At 38.3% G+C, this 25,915-nt stretch carries 20 protein-coding genes and 1 tRNA gene; 9 read left to right on the top strand and 12 right to left on the bottom strand.

The features are described from left to right. Positions 1–26 precede the first annotated feature (26 nt). Entirely contained in the window at positions 27–1,109 is a 1,083-nt protein-coding gene (locus JL102_RS07545; protein WP_237390475.1) for a C40 family peptidase, read from the bottom strand. Between the two features lie 225 nt (positions 1,110–1,334). Here JL102_RS07545 and JL102_RS07540 point away from each other — a divergent pair, with 225 nt between their 5' ends. Beyond that, positions 1,335–3,815, top strand: a complete 2,481-nt coding sequence (locus JL102_RS07540) for an OmpA family protein (protein WP_202243665.1) — start codon at positions 1,335–1,337, stop codon at positions 3,813–3,815. Between the two features lie 88 nt (positions 3,816–3,903). Here the strand turns inward: JL102_RS07540 and JL102_RS07535 are convergent, their stop codons facing one another. Then, positions 3,904–5,424 carry a DUF4301 family protein gene (locus tag JL102_RS07535; protein WP_202243663.1) on the bottom strand — a complete coding sequence of 507 codons (1,521 nt, stop codon included), beginning with the start codon at positions 5,422–5,424 and terminating at the stop codon, positions 3,904–3,906. A gap of 47 nt (positions 5,425–5,471) precedes the next feature. After that, positions 5,472–7,301, bottom strand: a complete 1,830-nt coding sequence (locus JL102_RS07530) for a glycosyltransferase (protein ID WP_202243662.1) — start codon at positions 7,299–7,301, stop codon at positions 5,472–5,474. Between the two features lie 290 nt (positions 7,302–7,591). Here JL102_RS07530 and JL102_RS07525 point away from each other — a divergent pair, with 290 nt between their 5' ends. From JL102_RS07525 to JL102_RS07505, 5 genes are all read left to right on the top strand, one after another. Then, positions 7,592–10,054 (top strand): glycoside hydrolase family 31 protein, encoded by a 2,463-nt coding sequence (locus tag JL102_RS07525; protein WP_202243661.1) that lies wholly within the window; start codon positions 7,592–7,594, stop codon positions 10,052–10,054. Next, complete coding sequence (locus JL102_RS07520; RefSeq protein ID WP_202243660.1) at positions 10,051–10,359, top strand: isoamylase early set domain-containing protein; 309 nt, start codon at positions 10,051–10,053, stop codon at positions 10,357–10,359. The genes JL102_RS07525 and JL102_RS07520 overlap by 4 nt, the downstream gene beginning before the upstream one ends. Positions 10,360–10,439: 80 nt before the next feature. After that, complete coding sequence (locus tag JL102_RS07515; protein ID WP_202243659.1) at positions 10,440–11,645, top strand: glycosyltransferase family 4 protein; 1,206 nt, start codon at positions 10,440–10,442, stop codon at positions 11,643–11,645. Positions 11,646–11,648: 3 nt separating this feature from the next. Beyond that, entirely contained in the window at positions 11,649–12,695 is a 1,047-nt protein-coding gene (locus JL102_RS07510) for a glycoside hydrolase family 38 N-terminal domain-containing protein (RefSeq protein WP_202243658.1), read from the top strand. Positions 12,696–12,726: 31 nt separating this feature from the next. After that, positions 12,727–14,037, top strand: a complete 1,311-nt coding sequence (locus JL102_RS07505; RefSeq protein WP_202243657.1) for a M20/M25/M40 family metallo-hydrolase — start codon at positions 12,727–12,729, stop codon at positions 14,035–14,037. Between the two features lie 7 nt (positions 14,038–14,044). On the opposite strand, the gene ppgK is transcribed toward JL102_RS07505, so the two are convergent. The 3 genes from ppgK to JL102_RS07490 all read right to left on the bottom strand — a co-directional run bounded on the left by ppgK (position 14,045) and on the right by JL102_RS07490 (position 18,071). Further along, positions 14,045–14,791: a polyphosphate--glucose phosphotransferase gene (gene ppgK / locus JL102_RS07500; RefSeq protein WP_202243656.1), complete on the bottom strand. Its 747-nt coding sequence runs from the start codon at positions 14,789–14,791 to the stop codon at positions 14,045–14,047. Between the two features lie 487 nt (positions 14,792–15,278). Continuing rightward, a complete protein-coding gene (locus tag JL102_RS07495; protein WP_202243655.1) occupies positions 15,279–15,866 on the bottom strand; it encodes a hypothetical protein in 588 nt (195 codons plus the stop codon). Between the two features lie 195 nt (positions 15,867–16,061). After that, positions 16,062–18,071 carry an alpha-amylase family glycosyl hydrolase gene (locus JL102_RS07490; RefSeq protein ID WP_202243653.1) on the bottom strand — a complete coding sequence of 670 codons (2,010 nt, stop codon included), beginning with the start codon at positions 18,069–18,071 and terminating at the stop codon, positions 16,062–16,064. A gap of 221 nt (positions 18,072–18,292) precedes the next feature. Between JL102_RS07490 and JL102_RS07485 the strand changes: the two genes are divergently transcribed. Further along, the gene (locus JL102_RS07485) at positions 18,293–18,691 is read left to right on the top strand and encodes a DUF983 domain-containing protein (protein WP_202243650.1); all 399 of its coding nucleotides are present in this window, start codon (positions 18,293–18,295) and stop codon (positions 18,689–18,691) included. A gap of 75 nt (positions 18,692–18,766) precedes the next feature. After that, entirely contained in the window at positions 18,767–19,636 is an 870-nt protein-coding gene (locus JL102_RS07480) for an AraC family transcriptional regulator (RefSeq protein WP_202243649.1), read from the top strand. A gap of 3 nt (positions 19,637–19,639) precedes the next feature. On the opposite strand, the gene JL102_RS07475 is transcribed toward JL102_RS07480, so the two are convergent. The 3 genes from JL102_RS07475 to JL102_RS07465 are packed head-to-tail and all read right to left on the bottom strand — an operon-like array spanning position 19,640 to position 22,668. Next, a complete protein-coding gene (locus tag JL102_RS07475; protein WP_202243648.1) occupies positions 19,640–20,899 on the bottom strand; it encodes a DUF819 family protein in 1,260 nt (419 codons plus the stop codon). Positions 20,900–20,957: 58 nt separating this feature from the next. Beyond that, positions 20,958–21,620 (bottom strand): NUDIX hydrolase, encoded by a 663-nt coding sequence (locus JL102_RS07470; protein ID WP_202243646.1) that lies wholly within the window; start codon positions 21,618–21,620, stop codon positions 20,958–20,960. After that, complete coding sequence (locus tag JL102_RS07465; protein WP_202243644.1) at positions 21,601–22,668, bottom strand: lipocalin family protein; 1,068 nt, start codon at positions 22,666–22,668, stop codon at positions 21,601–21,603. The genes JL102_RS07470 and JL102_RS07465 overlap by 20 nt, the downstream gene beginning before the upstream one ends. An 83-nt stretch (positions 22,669–22,751) precedes the next feature. On the opposite strand from JL102_RS07465, the gene JL102_RS07460 reads away from it, so the two are divergent. Continuing rightward, on the top strand, positions 22,752–23,756 hold the full coding sequence (locus JL102_RS07460) for a hypothetical protein (RefSeq protein ID WP_202243642.1): 1,005 nt from the start codon (positions 22,752–22,754) through the stop codon (positions 23,754–23,756). Between the two features lie 63 nt (positions 23,757–23,819). On the opposite strand, the gene JL102_RS07455 is transcribed toward JL102_RS07460, so the two are convergent. The 3 genes from JL102_RS07455 to JL102_RS07445 form a co-directional block, all read right to left on the bottom strand. Beyond that, a complete protein-coding gene (locus tag JL102_RS07455) occupies positions 23,820–24,842 on the bottom strand; it encodes a tetratricopeptide repeat protein (RefSeq protein ID WP_202243640.1) in 1,023 nt (340 codons plus the stop codon). A 118-nt stretch (positions 24,843–24,960) separates the two neighbouring features. Continuing rightward, positions 24,961–25,452, bottom strand: a complete 492-nt coding sequence (locus JL102_RS07450) for a GNAT family N-acetyltransferase (protein ID WP_237390473.1) — start codon at positions 25,450–25,452, stop codon at positions 24,961–24,963. A 133-nt stretch (positions 25,453–25,585) separates the two neighbouring features. Continuing rightward, positions 25,586–25,662 (bottom strand) — tRNA-Thr (locus tag JL102_RS07445). Between the last annotated feature and the right edge of the window lie 253 nt (positions 25,663–25,915).

The following is a 25,915-nucleotide window of genomic DNA, read 5'->3' as shown; positions in this document are numbered from 1 at the left end:
TCTCTGCTTTCTTCAGCATTACTGTGTTAATGGCCTGCATAGTGATGCTGAAGCATGGCAGTCACGGGCTTTACCCCATCTGTAACGCTTTTAATTATCCTTTTTGTTCTTAAATACCGGTTCACATTATATTCATCATATAAAGAATCTTTAGGATACACACTACTTATTTGAACCCTACCACTTGAGTGGATAAAACGTCCTTCTCCAATCCACATACCCACGTGCACTACTTTTTCTGGTGACTCCTCATTAGCCTCCCTCCCAAAAAACAAAAGATCTCCTTTTTGCAATTTATCCCACTGCTTGTTTTCGTCTATCAAACGCCCTTCATTTACTTGCTGTGACGCATCTCTGGGTATAATATAGCCGTTCATGAAATAGATCGTTTTGGTAAAACCACTGCAATCTACCCCCTTTACTGATGTGCCACCCCAGAGGTATGGAACACCCATCATAGTAAAAGCCATCTCATTCAAACCAGCACCAGTCACTTCCTTGTTTGCTAACCAAGATGAAACCCGATCCACCTGCTCATTCCTCACTAGCCCCAACCTTCCATCAGGCATTTTTACTTTGCTAAAATCACTTCCTCTTTTAACCAAAGTCAAAATATCTCCTGCGACCAGATCACTGATTCGCTCTAAACCTATACTATCTTGGTAGACATATCCGATAGTAGCAGTGAAAATCAATTTTTTCGATTTACTCCAAGTAGTCATTTCAGAGGGGCTTTTCACCGAAACACCTCCTTCATCTATCCAAGCGATATATTCATCAGGCGTTTGCACCAACAGCCAACCTCTCTTCTGCTTAAGCACCAACAAAGGTGTACCACATAATGCTTGAGTAACCAGTTCTGATGAATGCTTTCCTTCAGACCTTAAATTTGCCACAGATAAGTTTACCACAGCATGCTTACTCGTATCTATAGGAAGGAGCTGTACGGAGTCTCTATAATCGACATTTAACCGACCTAGACTATCCCTCAGTGCCTGATAAGCTAATGATGATGAGGTTTCACCTTTCAGGGTTCCGTTTTCGTAAGCAAGGTCATATATAACCACTCTCTTATCTGGTGCAAAGTATTGACCTACCTTATAAACCATATTTTCTGCATTTTTTTCACTAAAAGAACATGCGCAAAAAAATAATAAGAAAGGCAGAATCCGTTTCATTTTATAAATTTGGGGTGATAAAGAAATTAAAATTACACATACCGATTGAAATTTACATTTAAACTTTCTTTTATGTGTGATTATGAATAATTTACGGCCTATTTACTTCATTAGGAAGCATATTTTTTTATTTACTAACAAAAAACTACTTCAGCAGTGAGAAGAAGAGTTATAGGGTTTTTGCTTATTTTTCAGCTACTTTTTGCCCTAACCAGTGGCTACAGTCAAAGCCACAAATTTTATTTGAAAAGGGGAAAAAGATACTATAAAATAGGCGCTTACGACCGCGCTATAGGTGATTTCAAACGTGCAGCACGCATAAGAAAAGGTAATGCTACCATTACTTACCATCTCGGACTGGCTTATTTAGGAGCAGGGGATGTTGATCAGGCTTTAAAAAATCTTGAAAAAGTATACCTACTTAATCCCAAGATTGATAGGGAAATCACCTATTATCTGGGTACTGCTTATCAGTATCAATATGATCTTGAGAAGGCTAAAAAAGTATTTCAGATTTATAAGGACCTTAAAAAGAAAAACGAATCTAAAGCCTTAAAGAAAATAAGGGAATGTGATTTCGGCATCGCTTCTATTGCTAAAAAGCAAAATACAGAGGTTAGAAACCTGAGAGAGCCTATTAACAGTAAGTATAATGATTACGCACCTATAATTGATCCTAAAGGCCGATTTCTTATACTTACGTCAAGTAGAAATGGTTCCACCGGTGGTCTCAGGCTCACCGATGGCAGCTATTATGAAGATATCTACATCTCGTATAAACGAAATGGTAAGTGGGACGACCCTAAAAAAATCAGTCCTAAAATCAATATAAAATACCACGATGCCGCTTGTTCCATATCTCCTGATGGCCAAACGCTGTATTTCTATTATGAAAGAGGTGGTGGAAATATATACGCATCAACCAAGGAAAATAATCTATGGTCTGAGCCTGTAAAGCTGACAGACAAAATCAATTCTGTTTTTTGGGAAACCTCTGCCTCCATTACGGCAGATGGTAAAACGATCTATTTTAGCAGTGACAGACCTGGAGGAATTGGCGGACTGGATATTTACAGAACCGATTTAAGAGAAAATGGAGAATGGAGTACGCCGGTTAACCTTGGCCCTACCATTAATACCAGATTCAGTGAAGATGCTCCTTTTATTTCACCAGACGGAAAAACCCTTTACTTTGGTTCTAATGGTCATACCGGTATGGGTGGAAATGATATTTTTTATAGCAGAGTGGTTAATGGAAGGTACCAGGAGCCTGTAAATATGGGGTATCCTATCAATACCGTTTTTAATGACCTCTATTTCACCATATCACCTGATAACAAGCATGGGTACTATGCATCTTCTCAACCCGATGGAGAGGGTGACGCGGACATCTATGAGATCATTTTCCATGAATGGCCAGAAGGTGACAGACCAGAGGTATCACCAGATGTGACCCCTCAGGTAATAGCCAGGCTTAATGAAGACCCAGAGCCCGAAGAACAAGTTAGTGCTCCGGCCAGAGAGGAAAGGAAAGAACCAGAAGTTACAGTAGCTCAGGTGGAACCTAAAGAAAAAGAAGAACCAGAAATTACAGTAGCTCAAGTAGAACCTGAAAAAACGGAAGCTAAAAAAGAGCCAGAAACTCCTGTGATTGAAACCAAAGAAGAGGTAGCCGTGGTAACACCAACAACCTCTGAACCAACTTCTACCAAGCAAGAAGAACCACAAGAGGACAAACAGCCTGATATAGAAGAAGACATAGAAATTGAGCAGCCTATAGCTAGAAATGAAACTCCAGAACCAGTAGTAGAGGAAGCTGAAGAGCAAAAATCAGCTCCAATAGCAGTGGAGAAACCATTTGTGAACGATGCTCCATCTCCAACAGCCCAAGTAGTTATACCTTCTACCGAAGAAGCGCGGGTGATAGAAAAGGCTAGTGTGCAGTACTTTGATGAAGATTTCATTAATGAACAGAAAGAAAAAGGAGTAGTAACTATTCTAAAAGGTAAAGTAATAGATGCTGGCAACGCAAAACCTCTATTCGCTACCATGAAGTTGATAGACAACGAATCCAACACGATTTTGGCAGAAGTCAAATCAGATCCCATCAGTGGTGATTTTGAATTGATAATACCTCATGGAGGTAACTACGGTGTTACCACTACCAGGCTGGGCTATCTATTCAACTCTATTAACTTTAGCATTCCTAAAAACACTGAAATGCCAGAGCTTGATACACATATCCTTTTGCAAAAAGCTGAGGTGGGTTCAAAGGTTATTCTTAAAAACATCTTCTTCGATACAGGTAAGTCTGACCTAAGAACTGAATCACTTGCTGAATTATTCCAAATAAGATCATTACTTTCTGAGAACCCTAGTATGAACGTACAGATCAACGGCCATACTGACAACACTGGTAATGCCGTGTATAACAAGGTGTTATCCAAGAAGAGAGCACAATCTGTAGTTGACTACCTTATTAGTCATAATATAGATGCTAACCGCCTATCGGCAAAAGGTTTTGGTGAAGAAAGACCATTAGTATCAAATGATGATGAAGAAGATGGTAGAGAGATTAATAGAAGAACTGAGATAGAGATTATTAGTGTAGATAACAGTATCGCAGGAAATCCATAGAAAGACACAGACTCAAAATAGACAGGAAAGCAAAAAAGTCACCTTAACAGGTGACTTTTTTTATCTCAATTAAATAATCCACATTTAATTATTGATGCTCATCTCTAAGGAGATCGTTTATAGTCTTAACAGGATTAAAAGTAATCAAAGGAACCTCAACCAAAATGGTATTCCAATCAGCCATCGCACCATTCCATAGGCCTGGTAGCTCTTGTGCTTTTAGTTCTTTTCCGTTCTTAGACTTTTGAGTAATAAAACCTGTTTTAGGATCTCTGTACTTTAATAAATCAAATTTCTCATCTTTATAATTCTTCACTCCACAAACCAAGTCGGTAGGGTTAAAGTGTGATGACTCCTTAAATATTTTATTGTATTTAGGGTCATCAAGATTCAGCTGTGCCGTCTCTCCTATCTGCAAGGCTAGTGATCCATCTTCATCTTTTACCCAGAAAGGTCCACCTCCTGGTTCACCGGTATTTTCAACCATACCACAAACACGAATAGGCCTATCTAGTTTACTTCTATAATACTTAGCCTTTTCCTCTAGTGAATACTCCGAAAAATCGTCAGGTCTTTTAATATTTAATTGACCATCGAATAACTGATGTAAAGATTCTATTAAGTCTTCACTTACACCAGCATCTAATTTTTCTAAAGCCTCAAATACCTTACTTTGTACATCTAACAATACACCTGCAATGGCCTTTTTATAGTCTTTAGTTGACTTTTTTATCCTGTCAGGTACTACATTGTCAATATTCTTAATAAAGATAAGATCGGCATTAATATCATTAAGATTTTCTAATAATGCTCCATGTCCGGCAGGACGAAAAAGAATGCTTCCATCCTCTTCAATAAAAGGACTATTATCCATGTTTACAGCAATAGTATCAGTAGATCTTTTTTGCTGACTGAAGCTTATTTCAAAATTGATTCCATATTTAGCTTCAAAACCCTTCTTAATTTCATTAACATGTTGCTCAAAGCGCTCCTGATGCTCTGGGGATACCGTAAAGTGTAGATAAACAGTATTATCTATTCCTACAGCATATTCTGCTCCCTCCACAAAATGCTCTTGCACTGGAGTTCTGACCTCATCTTCATACTTATGAAACAGTAACAGCCCCTTGGGTAATTCTCCATATCCCATACCATCTTCAGGGTCTAAAAGAGCATTTACAATACTTTTATAGTTTTTGCTTTCTAGTGCTTGCTTTATACTAGACCCATTCTTCCTAAGGGTTTCATCCAGTTCGTCATAAAAAGCAAATGAAGAAAGTTCAGATATAAATTTCTTCACAAAATCATTATTCTCAATATCGTCATCATCAGACTCTAAAAAGGCAAATAGATTTTTGAACATTCTGCTGGCAGCTCCACTAGCAGGCACAAATTTTACTATCTTTTGCGAAGAGGCATCCTTTTCAAATTTTTCTAAATAATGAGATAATTTAGAGTCAGTTAATTGCAGTATTCCGTCTTCAATGGTTGCAGAAGCCTGGATATCAAGGTAAGGAAACCCATTTTTGAAATTTTCTATTTGTTCCTCTACTTTATCAAAAGGAATTCCCTGTTTTTCAACATCGTGTTTGAGTTCTTCTGTAATCATGTTCAGTTTTTTCTATTATTTTTAGGTTTACGTTTCAGTATAATCTATTAAGCATTTACAAAGTAGCTTTGTTCAGCCATCTCATAGGCTTTTTTATATTCAGCATATAAATTACTCCAATCAAAGTATTCTGAAAGGTCTTCGGACTTCGTTCTCATATCTACTCTAGTACGACTTGTTCTAACCACATAGTTATAGAGAATGTTCGCTAGGTTCTCTGCGGCACATTCAAAGCTTTTATTCGCCCTTTCTACCACAAAAACACCATGATCTTCGTCTCCTAAAGGTACGTTTTTAATATAATCTCCAAAACCCGACAAATCAGAAGTAACTGCCGATACCCCTCTTGCCAGGCACTCTAAAGGGGTATAACCCCAAGGTTCATAGTAACTAGGAAAAATACCTAAATGACAAGCCCTTACAAACTCTCCGTATTCCATTCCAAAAAGAGGATTGGTAGATGATACGAAGTCAGGATGGTAAACCACCTTTACCTTATCATCTTGATTGTTAACAAGGTTGGCGCTCCTTAAATAATTAAGTATAGGATCGGAACCATCATCCATAATATTATGTGTGACAATACTGGGCAACTTGCCTGTTTTCCAAGATTGTATAGTTCTTCTATACCTAAGTTTCCAATAATCATCTACTAAAGCATTAAGATCTGGCAGCCGATGATCCTTCATGCTACTAGCCGCATGTATAAAAAGTTTTTCTTTTATCTGACTTACTATAGCATCACAATTCTGCGCCACTTTATCCAACATAGCTCTTGAGTTCAGCACATCAGGGTTGATAGAATAAGAAGGCTGTTTGGTAATGAAAAACATCACCACCGTCATCGGAACACGATTTTCCTTTAACTTCCAGTTTAGCCTGGCCAGGGCTTCCAAAGTAAGATCATACCCTTTATTCAGGTATTCAAATCTACCCGAGGTAAAGAAATACAGCGTTTTACCAAGATCCCATGAGTAACTCTGAAAAAAGTGACTCATAATAAACTGCTCTAGCACCTTTTTATGCTCATGATGCAGGTTGTGCACCTCATGCACTACGTTAAACCTCTCTATGTTTAGCCCATTAGGCAAGATATGATCAGGGCTACGACCTAAAAGATAGGCACATTCCCTACCTGTAACTTCACTTACGGTTGTAAAAATATGAGCACCATGCACGCAGGCCCTTTCCAGTTTTACATTCGTCTCTATATCAAAATGCTTGGCTTCATATTCCCAATCTAGAAATGGTAAGTGATTATAAAAGTCAGGATCATTCATAGCCAGATAGCGACCTAGCAAAGTAGCGTGAGTAGTAAATATGGTTTTAACGGGCATCTGCATCCTGCGCATTTCGGGTATGGCTAGTCCTGCCATCCATTCATGGAAGTGAGCGAGCAGATCTACCTCTGCCTCCATACACTCACGAGCAAGCTCAGACATGAAATGGTATACCATATAGCCAAAAGCCATGGTTTCATCTAGAAGGGGGTCATATTTAGTAAACTCGATATGATGATTTTTCCAATAGTAATATTTGATATTACCTAGATCATGCATTACACTATGAGTATGAAATAAAACAGTCTGTGGCCTTCCAGACACAAGCCAGCGACCGTGATATACTTCAAATCCTTTAGCACGGCAGGCATGTACTGCACGGCCAATTATCGATTCGGTATCTTCAAAAGGTTCAAAGTCGGTAGCTGCATTTACCGGAACATAAGGCCCGATCAAACAATAATGATCCTTCCATTCTTCCGTCATAACCGGAGCTTTAGAACGAATTACTGTATAAATTCCTCCTACCTGATTGCATACTTCCCATGAAATCTCTGTTAAAATTTTTTCAGAGGTGGAATCATTATTGAGACTCATAGCTATAAAATTCTAATCGATTGATAAAAAATAAATTTAATGAATAAAAATTCATATAGAACCACGAAGGTTTGATTATTTATTTTAATAAATTTTATTAATATAACCGAACAAAAGAAGAAAAGTTGATGCTAAGAGTAAGTAAATCACTTAGAACAGAACCTTTATTGAAAATTCTTTGAAATTTTATATAACCGAATGTATATTCTACTGTTTGAAAAATGATTTATTATCTTATTATATTTGATTAAGGAGATCAACGAACTCTCTTTTCAACCCAAAAGCGTAGCATGGAAAATCAAAATGAAAGTCAAGTAAACCAACAAGCTGATGGCTTTGAAGGTAATTATATTGAAAATTTTCAGGGTAAGGCTAAAGAAGAGGAGTTCTTTCCTGGGGCCATTACCTCTTACGAGAAAATAGAAGATCACATGTTGATGTTTTACGGTGAACAGTCCTCAATGGAACTCACAGTAATATCAGATTATATATTGAAGTTCCGTTTTGCCCATGACGGTTACTTTGAAGATGACTTCTCTTATGCCATAGACCCTTCATACAACTTTAATCCTGCTCAATTTGATATAGCAGAAACCAAGGATGAGTATGTTATCACAACCAGTAAAATCACTTGCCACCTATTCAAAGATTCCTTTAGAACAAAAATAACTGATAAAGCGGGCAACCTGATCGTGGAAGATGAAAAAGGCTACCATTGGAAGGATGAAAAAAGGTATGGAGGCAACGTAGTGGTAACCACAAAAGTTTGCCGCGAAAATGAACAGTTTTATGGCTTAGGAGACAAATCTACGAGGCTGAACTTGCGAAATGGCCGCTTTGAATTATGGGGCACCGACTGCTATGGATATACCCAAGATACTGATCCGGTTTACAAAAACATTCCATTTTATCTTGGTTTAAATAATAACATAGGTTACGGTATTTTTCTAGACAACTCCTTTCGTACCTTCTTTGATTTTGGAGGAGAAAGACATGGAGCCACCAGCTTCTGGGCCCAGGGAGGTGAAATGCGCTACTATTTTATTTATGGCCCGGAGTTAATGAGCGTAAGTGAGCGCTATACCCTGCTCACAGGCAGACCTGAACTGCCTCCTATGTGGGCGCTGGGCTATCAGCAGAGTAAATGGAGTTATTATCCAGAGACCACAGTGAGAGAGCTAGCCTTGAAATTTAGAGAGATGCAAATTCCTTGTGATGTTATTCACCTGGATATAGATTATATGAATGGCTACCGTTGCTTCACCTGGGACAAAACACGCTTTCCTGATCCAGCCAAAATGATAGCTGATTTAAGGACTCAAGGTTTCAAAATAGTAGTGATTATAGACCCAGGAATAAAAGTAGACAAAAACTATTATGTGTATAAGGAGGGCATGGATAATGACTATTTCTGTATCCGTGCTGATGGTCCTAAAATGAAAGGTTCGGTATGGCCAGGCCCCTGTTACTTCCCTGACTTTACTAACCCTAAAGTGAGAACGTGGTGGGCGGGGCTATACGAGGGGCTTATGAATGATGATGGTGTAGCAGGTGTTTGGAATGACATGAATGAGCCTGCTGTATTTGAAGAGGGCTCTTTCCCCAGAGATGTTCGCCATGACTATGACGGCCACCCCTGTAGCCATAGAAAAGGGCACAACGTTTATGGCATGCAGATGGCAAGGGCCACCTATGAAGGACAAAAGCAGTTTTTAAAACCTCAAAATAAAAGACCATTCACCATTAGCCGATCAGGGTATTCAGGCTTACAGCGTTTTGCCTCTGTATGGACTGGCGATAACATGGCCACGTGGGATCACCTAAGAATAGCCAATACGCAGTGCCAAAGACTCAGTGCTTCTGGCATATCCTTTTCTGGATCTGACGTAGGTGGTTTTATTGGCACTCCGTCAGGAGAGTTGTATGTCCGCTGGGTACAAATGGCTACTTTTCACCCCTTCTTCAGAACCCACTCCTCTGGTGATCATGGAGACAAAGAACCTTGGATTTTTGAGAAAGAGTTTACTGATATCGTTAAAAAATTCATTGAGTTCAGATATCAGCTGCTGCCATACATATATACCACCTTCTGGCAATATGCAGAAAGAGGAACCCCCATGCTCAAATCTTTACATATGATCACCCAGGAAGATGAACAAACCTATTATAGAGAAGAAGAATTCTTTTTAGGCGATAATTTACTTATCTGCCCCATGTCCCTGGAGTCCTCTATAAAAAGAGCCGTGTACTTACCCAAAGGCAAATGGTATAACTATTGGAATCATGAGATTGTAGAAGGTGGCCAGGAAATACAGGTAGTAGCCTCGCTACAAGAAATACCTCTTTTTGTAAAAGCAGGGTCTATTATACCTCTCCAACCTTCCATGCAGTATACAGGACAAATTAGCTTTGACCAGCTAGACCTGCTAGTGTATTATACAGAAAGCAGCTATACCTCTGAGTTATATGAAGATGCTGGCGAGGGCTACGATTATCTGGATGGGGATAAATCATTAAAAACCTTCAAAGTGGTTAACGAAAAAGACATCTTTAAAATAACTCAATCTATAGAAGGTGACTTTAACCCACTTTATGAGTCATATAAATTGACATTTTTCGGAATAGATAAGATAAGCAAAGTAACTGTAGACGGGCAGGGTGTTGATTTGGAGAAAGATGAAAAGGGCAACTTCTACGTAACTGCTCTAAAAGATTTTAACCTAATTTCTGTATATAAAACAAAAAAACCATGAGCATTAAAAAACAGTATTTAAAATCAAAACCTATCTGTAAAGTAACCTTCGCCATAGACAAAAAATTGGCCAACGGAGCAAGTACCGTACACCTCAGTGGCAATTTTAATGATTGGGCTAAACAAGAGGATGAGCTTACCGCTCTCAAAAACGGAACATTTAAGATCACCAAAGAATTACCAGCCGATCAGGAATATGAATTCAGGTATCTTTTAGATGGTGAATACTGGGCTAATGATGATGAAGCCGACAAGTTTATTGATAATGGGGTATCTAACGAACAGAATAGCGTGATAGTTGTCTAACAAGAAGTTCTTTAGATTCATATTAAAACTTACTCCAAAGAAACCTCTTGGACATGTTAGATAACTATTAAATAAAATCTATGGATGAATTAAAAGTCCTTATGTTAGGCCCCGGAGAGCCCACTGCCCTCAACAGTGGGCTTGGTATTGCCACCCATCATATAGCAAAAAACCTAAACTCTTTGGTAAAGCTTACCATCATTCAGCCCGGAGACAGCATGGAGGAAACGCATCATTCTGAAGTTACAGGCGTGAATTTCCAACAATTCAATGAAATAAATGTAGCTAAAGATATGGCTCGCATTAGCATCAAAGCTAATTTGGCTCCTTATTTCTACAGCGGATATACCTCTGAGATGCCTGCTAAGGAAAAAATGAGTGAAAGTGAAGTGAAAAAAGAACTGGAATTATTTACTTCAAAAACCATATCATTCTCAAAGCACATAGATTTTGACCTTATATATTCTCATGACTGGACCACCATGAATGCAGCCATGGAGATAAAAAAAAATTCCAAGAAACCACTAGTAGTACATATTCACTCATTAGATTATGATCGTAGCGCCACCCATGGCGAATCATGGGTTTACGAACTAGAAAAAGAGGGGCTTGAGGCTGCCGATAGAATTATAGCCGTAAGTGAATATTCTGCCCAGATCATTAATGAATTTTACCATATACCTACACAAAAAATTGATATTGTTCATAATGCGATAGAAGCATACAGGCATTCTCGAGTGAACAAGATTTTCACAGAAAAGCTCATTCTCTTTGTGGGTAGGCTAACAGGACAGAAAGGTCCTGCTCTTTTTATGCAGATAGCCGCAAAAGTAAATCAACAAATACCTGAAACACGTTTCGTAATGGCCGGCACAGGTGAACTGCTAAAACAACTCATTGAATCTGGAGCTTACCGCAGTGTTAGTGGTAAGTTTCACTTTACTGGTCAGCTTAGTCCAAAAGATATGAAAGCACTCTATCGCCGATGCGATATCTATTGTATGCCATCAGTATCAGAGCCCTTTGGCCTATCCGCATTAGAAGCTGCCAGCATGGGACTGCCCGTGGTGATAAGCAAACAATCGGGTGCCGCTGAAATACTACCTGCTGCACTAAAGGCTGATTACTGGGATATAGATCTCTTCGTAAAGCATATTGTCTCTTTGCTTACTAGTGAACGACTGTATAATGAGGTGGTAGAAAAAAACACTAAAGAAATAGGTAAACTGAGCTGGGAAGAAGTAGCCGAAAGCATAGTGACAGTGTTTAATAAAGTCAAAGCATAAATTATGGAAACCTGTCTTATTTTCACTTTTCATTCCCCATTACAACTCTCTGATTATTCTTTTTTTGATATCGGAAAGAAAAAACCATACTTTGATGAGGCTCATACACACCAAAGGTTTAAAAGCAACTATAAGAGCATATTCAAACCAGCAATTAATGGAATATTAGATTTGCTTACCCGAAGAGATTTTAAATGTTCTATATATATGTCTGGCACGTTTCTTACCGCACTACACAGGTCAGAACCAACGACAATGGACAAACTCAAAAAGCTTATTCATGACGGCAAAGTCACCATTTTAGGAGGCACCAGCCATGAATCTATAGCTTCTTTGTTTTCGAAATCATTATTTCAATACCAACTGATTGCTCATAAAAAACTGATAGAGCAATTCTTTGGAGTATCCCCTACCATTTTAAACAATACCGAAAATATTCATTATAATGACCTACTAACTACTATAGAAGAGTGTGGCTATAAGGCTTTGGTTACAGAATCTCTAAACTGGTACTTGCATGGAAATTCTCCATATCAGGTTTTTAAAGCTCCCAAACATAATGTCTCCATCTTGCTCAACCAATCTCCTACCCCTGTTGAGACTGCCAAAGAAAACGGACTTATCACCCGCCATATCGATCCGTTATTAGCTACTTATGACAACTGGAAGCAACATATTGTGAATATTATGAAACAAAGCGAACAATTAATAACCGCAGAAGAAGCATTAAAAAAGTTTAAGCCTACATCCACTTATAGCATTCCCATGCCTATAGGCCGCAAAAGGCCACAGGTTGGCATTTCCTCTTTCACGGAAAATGCCATGCAAAAAGAAGTAATCACCAAACTATTACTCATGGAGAAAAAAATTAAGGAAGCGCTTAACACTAACTTGCTCTATGAACTTTCAAAATTCACATCTGGAGATTACTTTCTGGATATGAACTATAAAACTATCACAGCTACTGAAAAGCAGCCCTATGATTACTACATTTCTATGATGAATATGCTCTCTGATTTTGAAATCAAAAAAATTAATCAGTTACCTTAACAGTAATTTACTATAATACTGTACTTATTCTATGACAAGCCTTCATTCTCTATTTATAATCAGTCTGTGTCTTATCATTTCTACTTTTTCCCACAGCCAGGCGCAAAAAGGAAAAACTGAACAGAAAATCATAAAGTCGATTGACCTAAATACTCATTACTATACCACCCTGCTTAAAGAAGCTGTGAACATTAATAGCGGCACTATGAACTTTGAAGGAGTGCATAAAGTTGGAGAACTTTTTAAAAAAGAATTAGAAGCTCTGGGCTTTGAAGCAGAATTAACCTCGGGTAAAGATTTTAACAGAAGTGGTCATTTGGTTGCACATCATCATAGCAAAAAAGGCCCAAAATTTCTCTTGATAGGCCATTTAGACACCGTTTTTGAATTAGATAACCCATTCCAAACATGGAGCATGAAGAATGACTCCATTATGAATGGCCCCGGAGTGGCTGACATGAAGGGAGGTGATGTAATTATCATACTGGCTATGAAAGCGTTAAAAGAAGCTGGCATATTAGATGAAATGTCTATTGAAATCATCATGACGGGCGATGAAGAAAAAAGTGGTTCTCCATTAAACCTATCTAAAAAGGCGCTCACTGAAAGTGCCAAGTGGGCTGATATTGCTTTGGGCTTTGAAAATGCCGATGGAGACCCGAAGACAATTGTTACTTCCAGAAGAGGATCTCTCAGCTGGAGCCTGGAAGTAAAAGGCAAAGCAGCCCATTCTTCTCAAGTGTTTTCAGAAAAAGTTGGCACAGGATCTATCTATGAGACCTCTCGCATTCTTACTGCCTTTTACCAGGAATTATCTGCCGAGCCTAATCTTACCTTTAATCCTGGTTTCATTATCGGTGGTACTCAGGTTGAAATGGATGAAGATGGAGGTGGTGGCTCTGCCCACGGAAAAACCAATGTAGTAGCACAGAGTACTATGGTAAGAGGAGATATAAGAGCCGAGTCTACAGAGCAACTTGAAAGAGCAAAAAAAATTATGCACCGCATAGTATCTGAAAACCTACCTCAAACATCAGCCATTTTAACATTTTCTGAAGGAGGGTATCCTCCCCTTGCCAGAACTGAAGGTAACACAGAAATACTAAGTTATTACAATCAGGTAAGCCAAGATTTAGGCTTTGGGCCTGTTACTGCAGTAAACCCAAGAAATGCTGGTGCAGCGGACATCTCATTCACCTCAGGTTACGTAGAGATGGCTACCGATGGCCTAGGGCTTAGTGGTGCTGATGATCATACGATCCATGAAACGGGTAATCTAAATATGCTGCCCATACAAGCAAAAAAAGCCGCAATACTCATGTACAGACTAAGTAAAAAGTAAGGTAAGATTATTTATGTCTGAGCGCGGCATTTACAGCTGCCCCTATAATGCCTGCATTATTTAGCTTTTCAGAGACCGAATAAGGCGTTTCGATTTTTATTTTCTTTCGGTATAGATGTATCTTCTTGCTTACACCACCACCTAGAATAATATAATCTGGAGAGAAAACGCGTTCTATATGCTGAAGGAAAAAATTAAGCCTTTTACCCCAAGCTGAATAACTCAGGTTTTTACGTTTACGGGCCGAATCTGCAGAATAGCGCTCTATCACTTTTCCATTCTTTCCAAACATACGGCCTAGCTCAAAATTTGGGATAAGTTCACCGTTATAAAACACTCCACTGCCCAAGCCAGTACCTATAGTTATAGTCATTACCAATCCTGATTTGTTTCTACCTGCTCCATATCTCATCTCAGCTATACCTGCAGCATCAGCATCATTGATCACTGTAAATTTCAGGTCATCACAATACTCACTAAAAAGATCATCAATTTGAACCCCTTTCCAGCTCTTATCTAGGTTAGAGCTATACATGGCTTTGCCTCTGTTTACCACCGTAGGGAAAGCGCAACCTACATCATCAACCCAATTAAAATGATTAACAATCTCTTTTATAACTTTAGCTACTTCTGAAGGTGTGGAGGGTTGAGGAGTATCTATTCTGAAACGATCCGAAATAATCTTACCGGCCGTGGTATCCACAATGGCCCCTTTAATGCCCGAGCCGCCTATATCGATGCCTAGTATTTCCATATGCGCCAAAATAGTCTTTTATAAAATTTTAGCCTAAGATAATTAAGGAATAAATGATATTCGATTACAAATGATTAGGTACCACTTCGATTATGAATTTAAATTAACTGGCTTATTTGAAACATTAATAGCATCCACCAGATAAGAGATTTATCCTTTCAAGCAAAAGAATTAACCTCTCGATTCATCTTTCCATGTTTTTTATTTCAAATGAAACTCTTTTAAGTATATTCTCAATTGTCCATATTACCAAAAAGGCCCAGTTTAAGGAGTGATTTTAGATATACATTGTTACAAATAAAGAAATGCAAAAATATAGATATTTACCTCATGCAGGAGTGGATAGTCACCTTACTATATAAATGAAAAATGCCGAGGGTTTGAATAGAATCAAACTCTCGGCATATAAAATTATTCTTTCAAAATCCTATAAGAACAGCGCTCTTTTATCAGATTTTGAAATTACCAGTTAAGTGTGCTTTAGTTTTTATCTCTGATAAATTACTTGCGCATCTCCAACTTTACTGGCCAAAGTATTGTCATCAGCTATATAACTATATTGATTGTTATATTCACCTGAAGGCTTCTCCCCAATTATATACTTAATAATATTTAGATCTTCAGGAGCATTTAATACCAACTGATCGGAAACTCTTACGGCATTATCATCAATATTTTGATCAGTAGATGAAAGTCTTGCGACAACATATAAATTCTTTTCTGAAGCATATACTTTCTCAATTTCTAGTTTATGCATAGTATCGTGTACTTCTGCTTCCACCATTAAATTGCGTTCTTCAATTTCAGAATCAGAATCCGGCATATCAACGTTTACATAAGGAACTTCCACTTCCTTTTCTTCCTGTACAATTACCACTTTAGGTACTTTAATGGTTTTTGTTTTAGTGTCTACTTTCACCTTAGCCCAATCTACCTCGTATTCAGGCATTTCGCCAGATTCTGCTTCCACCTCTACATCTAATTCTGGGGCCTCACCCTCTTCTGTCTTTTCCACATCACATGAAGTGAAAGTAAAAAAAACAATAGTCGAAATTAATATCGATAATCTTTTCATGGTCTAGTTTTTTATTGGTTCTATGTAAGTAACATGAGCTACATAAAATTGTTCACAAGAATCTCATTACCAATTAATTCCTACCTTCATAGGCTTTAATTGATAAAAACATCCCTTCTGGTAACTTCACAAATAACCAAAAACTGACTGCCGGCCCAACTCAATACTACCTATTTGTAACCTAGGCTTGAAATCTTAATCTACCTTTCTTAGCACTAAACCTGTTCTTGAAGGTATGTAAACGCTCAATTTATCATCTTTTAAAGTATGATACTCAGTTTCTGCATCTACACGATTATGCCCTCCATATTCAGGAGCATCTGAGATTAGTGCAGCCTTAAACTTACCTGGTTGATTGGCTCTGAAGGTATAATCTGCGATTGATTTATTAGCATTAAAATTAATAATGAATATCAGGTTATTACGCTCATAAACAATGATTTTATTATCATTATCCATATTAAGTTGCTGAGCAGGTAAAGAAGAAAGTACATTGTTATCTTTTAACATATGTACCATATCTCTATCAAAATTATTGAGATACTGATACTTCAGATCAGGACTGTCTACTAACTGCCATTGCCGGCGAGCATATTTATAGCTCCATCCATTATCTTGCCTTGGAAAATCAATCCATTCGGGGTGGCCAAATTCATTGCCTATAAAGTTAAGGTATCCTTCACCCCCTACCGTAGCGGTAATAAGTCGAAGCATTTTATGCAAGGCCATGCCTCTGTCTATAATGATGTTATCATCATCTTTACTCATGTGCCAATACATCTCCTTATCCATAAGCCAGAAGGCCAGCGTTTTGTCTCCTACCAAGGCTTGATCATGAGACTCAGAATAGGCTATAGTTTTTTCTTTCCATCTTCTATTAGAGAGCACCTCCCAAATTTCGTGTATATTCCAGTCTTCGTCCTGCGTATGCTTCAACAGCTTGATCCAGTAATCAGGAATACCCATACCCAAACGATAATCAAACCCAACACCTCCTTCATCTACCTTGCGGCTAATGCCTGGCATACCGCTCATATCTTCGGCAATAGTTATGGCTCCGGGTTTTACCTCATGGATGAGCACATTAACTAATTGCAGATACCGAATGGCATCCCAATCCACCATATCTCTGAAGTATTTGTCATAGTGATCAAATGACACATGATCACCATGATGATGGTACATCATTGAAGTAACTCCATCAAAACGATATCCATCAAAATGAAATTCCTCTATCCAATACCTCGCATTTGAGAGTAGAAATCGAAGCACTTCATCCTTACTATAATCAAAAAGTTTAGAATCCCAGCCGTTATGATAACCTCTACCTCCTTCATGAAAATACTGATGTCCCGATCCATCAAAATCATTGAGACCTTCGGCCATATTTTTCACCGCATGTGAATGCACCATATCCATGATCACCGCCATACCATTATTATGCGCCTTATTTACAAGGTATTTAAGATCTTCAGGCGTGCCAAAACGAGAAGATGGTGCAAAGAAATTACTTACGTGATAACCAAAAGACCCGTAGTAAGGATGCTCTTTAATCGCCATCAGCTGAATACAATTATACCCAAGATCTGCGATGCGTGGCAGCACCATGTCAGCAAACTCCCGATAAGTACCAATTCCTTCTTTATTTTGCGCCATACCCAAATGGCATTCATAAATAATAGGAGACTTTATATCCTCAGGATTAAAGCTCTGATCTCGCCACACAAAGGGTTCTAGCGGCTTCCATATCTGTCCACTAAAATCTTTACTTTGTTCATCCTGCACTGCCCTTTCTATATACGCTGGTATCCTGTCTCTATAGGTATCATTAGCCATCACCTTCACTTTTACCCGGCTACCATGCTTCAATACATTTTGCCTGTTTTCATTAGGAATAAATATTTCCCAGATACCTTCTTCCCCTTTTTCCAATGGGTGACTCACAGCGTTCCAATCATTAAAATCCCCTATTAGCCACAGTTGCTGTGCTCCAGGTGCCCATTCTCTGTACCACCATCCTTTTTGCTCATGATCAAAATGAAACCCCAGTTCTTTATCTCTGGATGCATAATTTTTTAATGATTGGTGATAAGTTATAATCTCATGATATTTCTGTTGATAGAAATCATATCGCTTATTCAGATCCTCTTCGTAAGGTTTTAACCAAGGATCATCAGTTACTAATTGCAGGCTTTCTTCGGTCATGGTTGGTGGCTTAGTTTATATATCTAATATACAGCCAATATATGAATTTGTTCAAGTCAAATAAAGTATTTACACATTAGCAAAATACATTTTTTTATTTTTGATATTCTATTTCATTCCATACCACAGTATGTTGAATATTACCATACAATGAATAAAAAACACCCATAAATAATGAAATCTAACAAGTATATTTGCAGCCACATTGAATAAGAATAAAGATGAAGGAATTAAGTGCATTAGAGGCAGTAGCAGCGGGCAAATGCCCTCGTTGCAGGAAAGGAAAAATGTTCAAATACCCAGCTTACAACTTGACTAAGTTTACTGAGATGAATGAAGAATGTGAGCACTGTCATCTTAAATTTGAACGAGAGCCAGGTTTTTTTATAGGGGCCATGTATGTTAGCTATGCTTTTTCAGTAGCCCTATTTGTTACCGTAGGCGTAGGCCTTAGCGTTTTGGGAGACTTCTCTCTGACTACATATGTACTCTCTACCACGGCATCTGTCCTTCTTTTGCTGCCCATACTATTTCGCTATAGTCGCATTATTTTCCTCCATGCCTTTGGAGGTGTAAAATATCAACCCGATGTACTAGCTACTAACGATAAAAGTTCATAACTTAATATCTTGCTATTTCATTCTCGTAAAGGCATAAGAATTATTATTTTTATGCCTTTACTTTTTTAACAAAGAATGAATAAACACATACCTATCCTCGATAGCTGCACGCTCACAGATTCCAATCAAAACAAAATACTAATTGACCATTTTGCGGCTTATCTTAAGAAAAACAGCAACATGGTATTTCCTCATAGGCATAGCTTCTATCATATCGTAGTATTCACGCAGGGTTCTGGTTATCACACTATTGATTTTGAGAAATTCGATGTCACTCCAGGTCAGATCTATTTTATGGCTCCTGGTCAAATTCATACCTGGCATTTTTCTGATGATGTAGATGGTTATGTTATCAATTTCGACAAGGGCTATTATGAATCTTTCTTACTCTTAACGGATAGTATAGATAATTTCAGTTTTTATAATGGCATAGCACAAGACGGGGTAATACAGCTACACTCTGAACTCTTACAACAAGTCACCACCCTTTCAGAAAGCTTATATCAGCAAGTCAATCATACCCAGCCTGTGTATTGGGATCTAACCAAAACTATTTTATTGCACTTACTGATGCTAGTGGAACAGTCACATTCTAAAACCACTACCGGCGAGCTGAGTAGTAGCTATGCCTTAATAAAAAAATTCCAGAGACTTATAGAAACAGATTTTGCCTCTTCTCGTCTACCCAGCGAGTATGCTAGTCAGCTCAATGTTACACCCAACCATTTGAATATTGTTTGTAAAGAGCATTTAGGACATTCCGCTGGAGAAGAAATCAGAAACCGCATTGTACTTGAAGCTAAAAGGCTATTAGTGGTTAATACACTCAGCATAACAGAGATCGCCTACTCTCTAGCTTTTAATGACAATTCTTACTTCAGTAAATTTTTCAAAAAACACACAGGAATGACACCCGAAGAATTTAGAAAAAAAAGAGCCTGGTAGCGTTTATCCTCCCGAAGCTATCTGCATGAGATAAGCACATAACAACGCACCGTAAGTTCCTAATGCATATCCCATAACAGCTAATAACACCCCTACCGTAGCCAACGATGGGTGAAAAGCAGCAGCAACTACTGGAGCTGAAGCCGCCCCTCCTACATTAGCCGTGCTGCCCACTGCCAGGTAGAAAAAAGGAGCTTTTATAAGCTTAGCCGTTATGATCAGTATAGTGATATGGATTGCCATCCAAATAAATCCAACAATAAAGAAGCCTAGGTTATCAAATATGGCCGTTACATCCATCTTCATACCTATGCTAGCCACCAATATATAGATAAAGATGGTTCCTATCTTAGAAGCCCCTGCACCCTCATATTCTCTCAGTTTTGTAAAAGAAAGAATTATACCTATAGTGGTAGATAGCACTACAATCCAAAAGAATTTACTATCTAGCCCTACTTCTATGAGCTGAGGCATATGATGAGTCACGAAAGGAGCAATATAATCACTTAGAAAGTGGCAAAGCCCAGTTACCCCAAATCCAATACCTAAAATAGCCATCAGGTCTGTAGTCGAAGGCATTCTGGCAATGCTCAGGCTATAGTTTTCCATCTTATCTTTCAGGTCTTGTATTGCACTATTATCTGCCTTGAAAAATTTATTGATCTGCTTTTCTTTACCAATGCCTATTAACAAGCCCACCAGACAAAGTTCCGCTACAATGATATCTACTGTAATGCTCACAGAATAAAGCTCTGCTGAAGGCTGAAATTGAATATACATAGCGGCCTGGTTAGCTCCTCCGCCTATCCAACTTCCGGCTATGGTACTCATCCCTCTCCAAACGGCATCTGCTCCTACACCTCCTACAGCATCAGGATATATCCAGGAAACCAAAAGAATGGATAACGGACCGCCTACAATAACGCCAATGCTGGCAGCAAAAAACATGATCAAGGCCTTAGGTCCAAGCTTAATAATTTCTTTAATATCGATGCTTAAAGTAAGCAGTACCAAGCAAGCAGGCAGCAGATAGCGTGAGGCTACAAAGTAAATCTGTGATGACTCTGAATCTACGAGATTGAACGTATTAAGTAAAGATGGTAAGAAGTAACACAATAAGAGCATCGGAACCACACTGTAAAACTTCTTCCAGCCAGGGTGCTTGCTGTTAGCCGTTTTAAATATTACGGCCAGCATAAGCATTAAAATTCCAAAAATTACAGCATCATTGGTAAGCCAAGCTTCCGAGTGAGATTCTTCCATAAAACAGTTTTCCTTAAAAAGCGGTGAAGTAAATTAAATAATCGGTACTAACCAAATTCTAGTTGTCTGATATGCCTCTAATTTCATCTATCAGACTCACAAGCTCAGCAAGCATCATAGCAGTAGCTCCCCAAACCACTTTTCCATTAACATCAAAATATGGGGCTTTTAATCTTAAGTGAGACCTCACCAGGATGTCTTTTTGCTTACGGTACGCTTTATCTTCCAAAACATTCACAGGCGTTTCCAATAACTCTTTCACTTCATAGGTATCTATATTAAAATTTGGCTTTCTTGAAGTATAACCAATAAACGGACTCACCCTAAAATTGCTGGGTGGTATATATAAATCACTCAGTTTACCAATTACCGTAACATCATCAGGGCTTATGCCTATCTCCTCATGCGTTTCTCTCAGCGCGGTAGCTTCCAGATTCTCATCTTCTTCCTCCCACTTACCTCCAGGAAGACTCACCTGACCTCCATGAGTACCCTTATAATCATGCCTTTGGGTAAGAGGCAGATATATACCATCTTCCTTCTCATAAAAAAGAACCATTACACCGCCTAACCTCACATCTTTTTTATCCAGATTGAAACGTTCCTCTGTACTTTCTGCGGGCATCATTATGCGCTGAGCATTCGCCCCAGGCAAAGGACTTTTCAGTCTGTTTTGCAGTTTATCTATAAACTCTTTAAACTCATTGTTTTTCAAATGCATCTCTATTCGTCATCTCTACATAAGACTGCCCTGCTATAGGTACACCGTCCATAGTGCCACTAGCAGCGCACATACCTTCCCAATAATAAAATTTATGTATAGGACTAAAGCTTAGTCCTAATTCCTGATCTTTCAATACAGCTTTAATATTTAAATTAACATCCAAAGATGGTAGTTTAATTTCCCAGCTGACCGGATAAGAAGTTTTTGAATGACCGCTCTTCCAATATTCAGTTGCCTCTATGCTAATATTGGTTCCTTTTAGATCTATCTGCTCACCATTTTCACCGTAAAAAGTGCCTCCATATATATCTTTATTATCTCCAAAATGGTGTAGCCTATAGAGCATTAGTTCTTGCCCATTATTTAGTTGAACTGAAAACCACTCCCACGCCACTTGCTTCTGCCATACGCCTATACAATTCCACTGCCTGTCATACCACAGCTCGCCTGCCAGCTGTATTGGTTTACCATATCTAAACAATTGACCTTTAGCCTCCAATCTGGGATATGAGTAATATCCCGCTTCAGCATATTCTCCATAATTTTCATACCCAGTACTATTATGCAATAATATAGGCTTGGCTGGTTTAGTTTCAAGTTTTAGCGATAGATGATCATCTGGCATATTAGCCTCAATTTTATACTCTCCCATTTGGCCAGAGAGGCGATGTTCAATATCCTTATGAACAAGCTCCAAATCAATAGGTAGCTCTGGTCTCAGCAGGCTATCCTGCTTTAGTATTTTATAATCATATCGAAAAGTATTGCCTTGTGGATCAGTGATGGCAAAATTACTCATCAGGTAATCCTTCTTGTTTTTTGGATTAAAGTGAAAAATAACATATTCAACACCATATTGATCAGAAGAATTAACATCATTCAGGTGACCTGTAAAATACCACCATTCCAAGGAATTTTTAAAATGTGGAGCTTCATCTTCAGGTAACTTGGCTTTTTCGTTATATATGTCGTTTCCACTGTACGGAGTGAACTTACATCCTACTACAAACAAACACAATAACAATATATTTATCTTTTTCATCATACTTTAAACATCGTATAAAATAAGATGTTTGTAAATTAAGCTAAAGAATAGACATAGCATATTATAATCTCTAATAATCATTAATGGTTCGAAAACTTCCATATCTTGTTCTATTTTACTCTCTTAATTTCTGCTGCTATGCGCAGGAAAGCATTGTTAATTGCACAGATTCCACTTTTTGTGTACCAGGCGTCATTGGCTTACCACGCTCAAAAGGCATAGTTATCAAAAGGGAAATAGTAAGAGATTACAGCATAAGCTCTAAAAGTGATGAATATGGAAACAGCAAGGCTGAGCTAAGAAGAAATCGGCGCTGGGAGTTTAAATTAAGGGCACCCATAATCATGAAAGATGGTTTTAAAATGGCCGCTGGAATTAAATACTTCGTAGAAGAACATAATTTCGAGGATGCAGAGAATCTGGAATACCCTTTTTATAAAAACCTTGAGAACCGTTCACTGAGAAGCATTAGAGGTGAAATATTTATGGTAAAGCCTACCAAAACCAATCGTTTTTACCTTCTTCGTCTTAGCGGAGGGCTTAATGGAGATTATGGATCAGACTCCTTTGCCAAACATGAATTTTTCAAGTTTTCAGTATCTCCACTTATAGGCTGGAAGAAAAACGACTATGTATCCTATGCCTTCGGTGTAGCTTTTAGTTACAACTTCGGCCGTAGATCCATTGCACCCATTATTGCCTACAATAAATCTTTTAACAATCAGTGGGGAGTAGAAATGATACTACCTGCAGAAGCGAAACTCCGCTACAGCACCCTGAATCAAAAGAACTTTTTCTATTTAAAATCTGAACTCAATGGATCCAACTACAGCGTTAGGTTAGATGACAATCAAAAAGAGCTACTTTACCTGAACAAATCAGAAGTAAGATTCCTACTATGTTGGGAGCGTGAGATTCATGACTGGCTATGGTTTGGTATAGAAAGCGGACTGCGCTCTAACATTAATTTTGACCTTTCTTCAGAAGTCGGATTTAATGCAGATACAGTTATAGAAAATAAGCTAAATGCAGCCATGGTCTACAACGTGAGCATTTTCGTTGTTCCTCCTAGAAGATTATTGAAATAGAGCTCATATACAACTGAATATCAATCAATTAAAACGGATTACATTCAATAATTTTTAAGACAATTAATGGCAAGAAGAAAGTAATTCATCGGTTACATCTTCTTTATTTTCTTTAGCTAGAAATAGCTGTTTACAAGCTGCCGTTTCATCTCCCGCTGCCCTCAATGCCAAGCCATAATAGAGGTGAATATTGGAAACAAACTCATCTAATCTAAGAGCATGAGCCAGCAACTTAACCGACTGATCATACTGTTCTTTTTGGTAATAGTACCACCCCTTATTTCTGTAAGCCCATGCATTTTTAGAATCTAAAGTAATGCTTCTATCAATATCATTTTTAGCCTTTTCCAGCTCTCCTTTCTGTAAATAAATAAAGCCTCTGTTATTCAAAAAATATGGTTGTAAAGATTCATAAGTTAGCGCTGTATTTACTAGCTCTAAGGCCTTATCATAATTACCTCTTTGCTCCTCTATTAAGGCTAAAGAATTGTAAGCATTAGACTGCTCTACATCTAGGTCTAATGCCTTCTTTAAATCGGCTTCGGCAGCTTCCAGGTCATGCATATAATATTTAACGGAACCCCTATTTATAAGCGTTTCCACATTACCACTATCAAGCTCCAAGGCCTTATTAAATTCCTGCAGTGCCTCATCAAATCTTCTTAGCTTGGCTTTCACCAAACCTTTTCTGAAATAAACTGTACTGGAATCAGGTATTTTAGATTCTACAAATTTTAAATCCTCCAGGGCACTATAATATTCCCGTCTTTCATAAAAAGCGTTGGATCGATTCATGTAAGCATCTAAATATTCAGGATCACACTGTATGGCTCTTTGGTACTCCTGAATGGCCTTGGTATACTGAGCCTGCTCAAAATAAACAATGCCCAAATTATTAATGGCCGATGTATAACAAGAGTCTATTTTGATGGCCTCAGAGAAAAACCGAGTGGCTTCCCTGTAATCTTGCTGGCTGAGAGCTTCATTTCCTCTTATCAAAAATCGCTGTTTTTGAGTGTCATTTTTAGCCCCACAGGCATTTAATAATAATGATAGGATAATCAGGAAGGTGAAATTGCTCTTCATACTACTCTCAGTTTCTTTCCTGCAAGTTTAATGTTTGCCTGCTAAAAAAACATCTTTTTGATTTTAAATCGGAAGGAAAATAGATACTAAGCCTTTTCAATGACAAAAGAAATGACCTTTACTCCTCTAAGTCATCGAATGTCTTTAGCATCCAGATATTGCAGGAAGAATGACCAGACTGCCCCATAGCCTCTGGAAGCATAACAAAGCCCAGCTTCTCATACATGCCTACTGCTTTTGCAAATTTAGGATGACTCTCCAAGTAAACCTGCTTGTACCCCATATTCTGGGCAGATTCCATGCTCTTCTCCATTAAAGCTCTACCTACTCCTTTACCTCTTGCGTTTGGTGCTAAATAGAATTTGACTAACTCCACACAACCAGCCGGCAACCCTGATGTAGGATAAATGCCGCAACACCCTACCACATTCCCCCCTTCTTCAGCCACCCACAATTCAGCCTTATCTTCATCAAACAACTCGTATAAATGATTGGTGGTAGGGTCAGAGTAAACAGTACCCACCTTAGGTGCGTCGTGCTCAACAAAAACTGCTTTAATCATACTGGCTAAAGCTTGATTATCGGTGGGCTTTACCTTTCTTATGGTCATCTCTATGTTGGTATTTTAAGATACCAATTTAAGAAAGAAAAAAGGAATGAGACTTATAATTATGCATAGGAACTTCATCTCCAAACCTAATAAACAAAAAAAGCCACTTACAACATTTCGTTATAAGTGGCTTTGGAGCCCCCAGTCGGATTCGAACCAACGACCTACTGATTACAAGTCAGTTGCTCTGGCCAACTGAGCTATGGAGGCCTTTTCCATTCGAATAGCTCTCCTTTAGAGTTCTTTTTTCGTTGATGGACTGCAAATCTAGTACATCAGATTATAAATGCAAATGATTATAGAACTTTTTCTTACAATAAATTTCCAACATTACGTCAAAGCCATTCAACGGCACCGCCTAATAAGAGTAAACACCTCAAATTAATTCACTTCGCTAGCATCAGATGCTATTATCTAATTATTCACTTCCAATATTATTTTTTTTGCTCTTGATAAGGTTAGC

The sequence above is a fragment of the Fulvivirga sediminis genome, assembly GCF_016757215.1.
Lineage (GTDB): Bacteria > Bacteroidota > Bacteroidia > Cytophagales > Cyclobacteriaceae > Fulvivirga > Fulvivirga sediminis.
This window is presented reverse-complemented; position numbering and strand designations above follow the sequence as displayed.

Excerpts from the sequence above, each read along its gene's own strand:
- JL102_RS07525 (WP_202243661.1), top strand. The coding sequence starts at position 7,592 with ATGGAAAATCAAAATGAAAGTCAAGTAAACCAACAAGCTGATGGCTTT.
- JL102_RS07460 (WP_202243642.1), top strand. The coding sequence starts at position 22,752 with ATGGTTCGAAAACTTCCATATCTTGTTCTATTTTACTCTCTTAATTTC.
- JL102_RS07470 (WP_202243646.1), bottom strand. The coding sequence starts at position 21,620 with ATGCATTTGAAAAACAATGAGTTTAAAGAGTTTATAGATAAACTGCAA.
- JL102_RS07490 (WP_202243653.1), bottom strand. The coding sequence starts at position 18,071 with ATGACCGAAGAAAGCCTGCAATTAGTAACTGATGATCCTTGGTTAAAA.
- JL102_RS07475 (WP_202243648.1), bottom strand. The coding sequence starts at position 20,899 with ATGGAAGAATCTCACTCGGAAGCTTGGCTTACCAATGATGCTGTAATT.
- JL102_RS07545 (WP_237390475.1), bottom strand. The coding sequence starts at position 1,109 with ATGGTTTATAAGGTAGGTCAATACTTTGCACCAGATAAGAGAGTGGTT.
- JL102_RS07510 (WP_202243658.1), top strand. The coding sequence starts at position 11,649 with ATGGAAACCTGTCTTATTTTCACTTTTCATTCCCCATTACAACTCTCT.
- JL102_RS07530 (WP_202243662.1), bottom strand. The coding sequence starts at position 7,301 with ATGAGTCTCAATAATGATTCCACCTCTGAAAAAATTTTAACAGAGATT.
- JL102_RS07465 (WP_202243644.1), bottom strand. The coding sequence starts at position 22,668 with ATGATGAAAAAGATAAATATATTGTTATTGTGTTTGTTTGTAGTAGGA.
- JL102_RS07455 (WP_202243640.1), bottom strand. The coding sequence starts at position 24,842 with ATGAAGAGCAATTTCACCTTCCTGATTATCCTATCATTATTATTAAAT.
- JL102_RS07535 (WP_202243663.1), bottom strand. The coding sequence starts at position 5,424 with ATGATTACAGAAGAACTCAAACACGATGTTGAAAAACAGGGAATTCCT.
- ppgK (WP_202243656.1), bottom strand. The coding sequence starts at position 14,791 with ATGGAAATACTAGGCATCGATATAGGCGGCTCGGGCATTAAAGGGGCC.
- JL102_RS07480 (WP_202243649.1), top strand. The coding sequence starts at position 18,767 with ATGAATAAACACATACCTATCCTCGATAGCTGCACGCTCACAGATTCC.
- JL102_RS07505 (WP_202243657.1), top strand. The coding sequence starts at position 12,727 with ATGACAAGCCTTCATTCTCTATTTATAATCAGTCTGTGTCTTATCATT.
- JL102_RS07520 (WP_202243660.1), top strand. The coding sequence starts at position 10,051 with ATGAGCATTAAAAAACAGTATTTAAAATCAAAACCTATCTGTAAAGTA.
- JL102_RS07495 (WP_202243655.1), bottom strand. The coding sequence starts at position 15,866 with ATGAAAAGATTATCGATATTAATTTCGACTATTGTTTTTTTTACTTTC.
- JL102_RS07450 (WP_237390473.1), bottom strand. The coding sequence starts at position 25,452 with ATGACCATAAGAAAGGTAAAGCCCACCGATAATCAAGCTTTAGCCAGT.
- JL102_RS07515 (WP_202243659.1), top strand. The coding sequence starts at position 10,440 with ATGGATGAATTAAAAGTCCTTATGTTAGGCCCCGGAGAGCCCACTGCC.
- JL102_RS07485 (WP_202243650.1), top strand. The coding sequence starts at position 18,293 with ATGAAGGAATTAAGTGCATTAGAGGCAGTAGCAGCGGGCAAATGCCCT.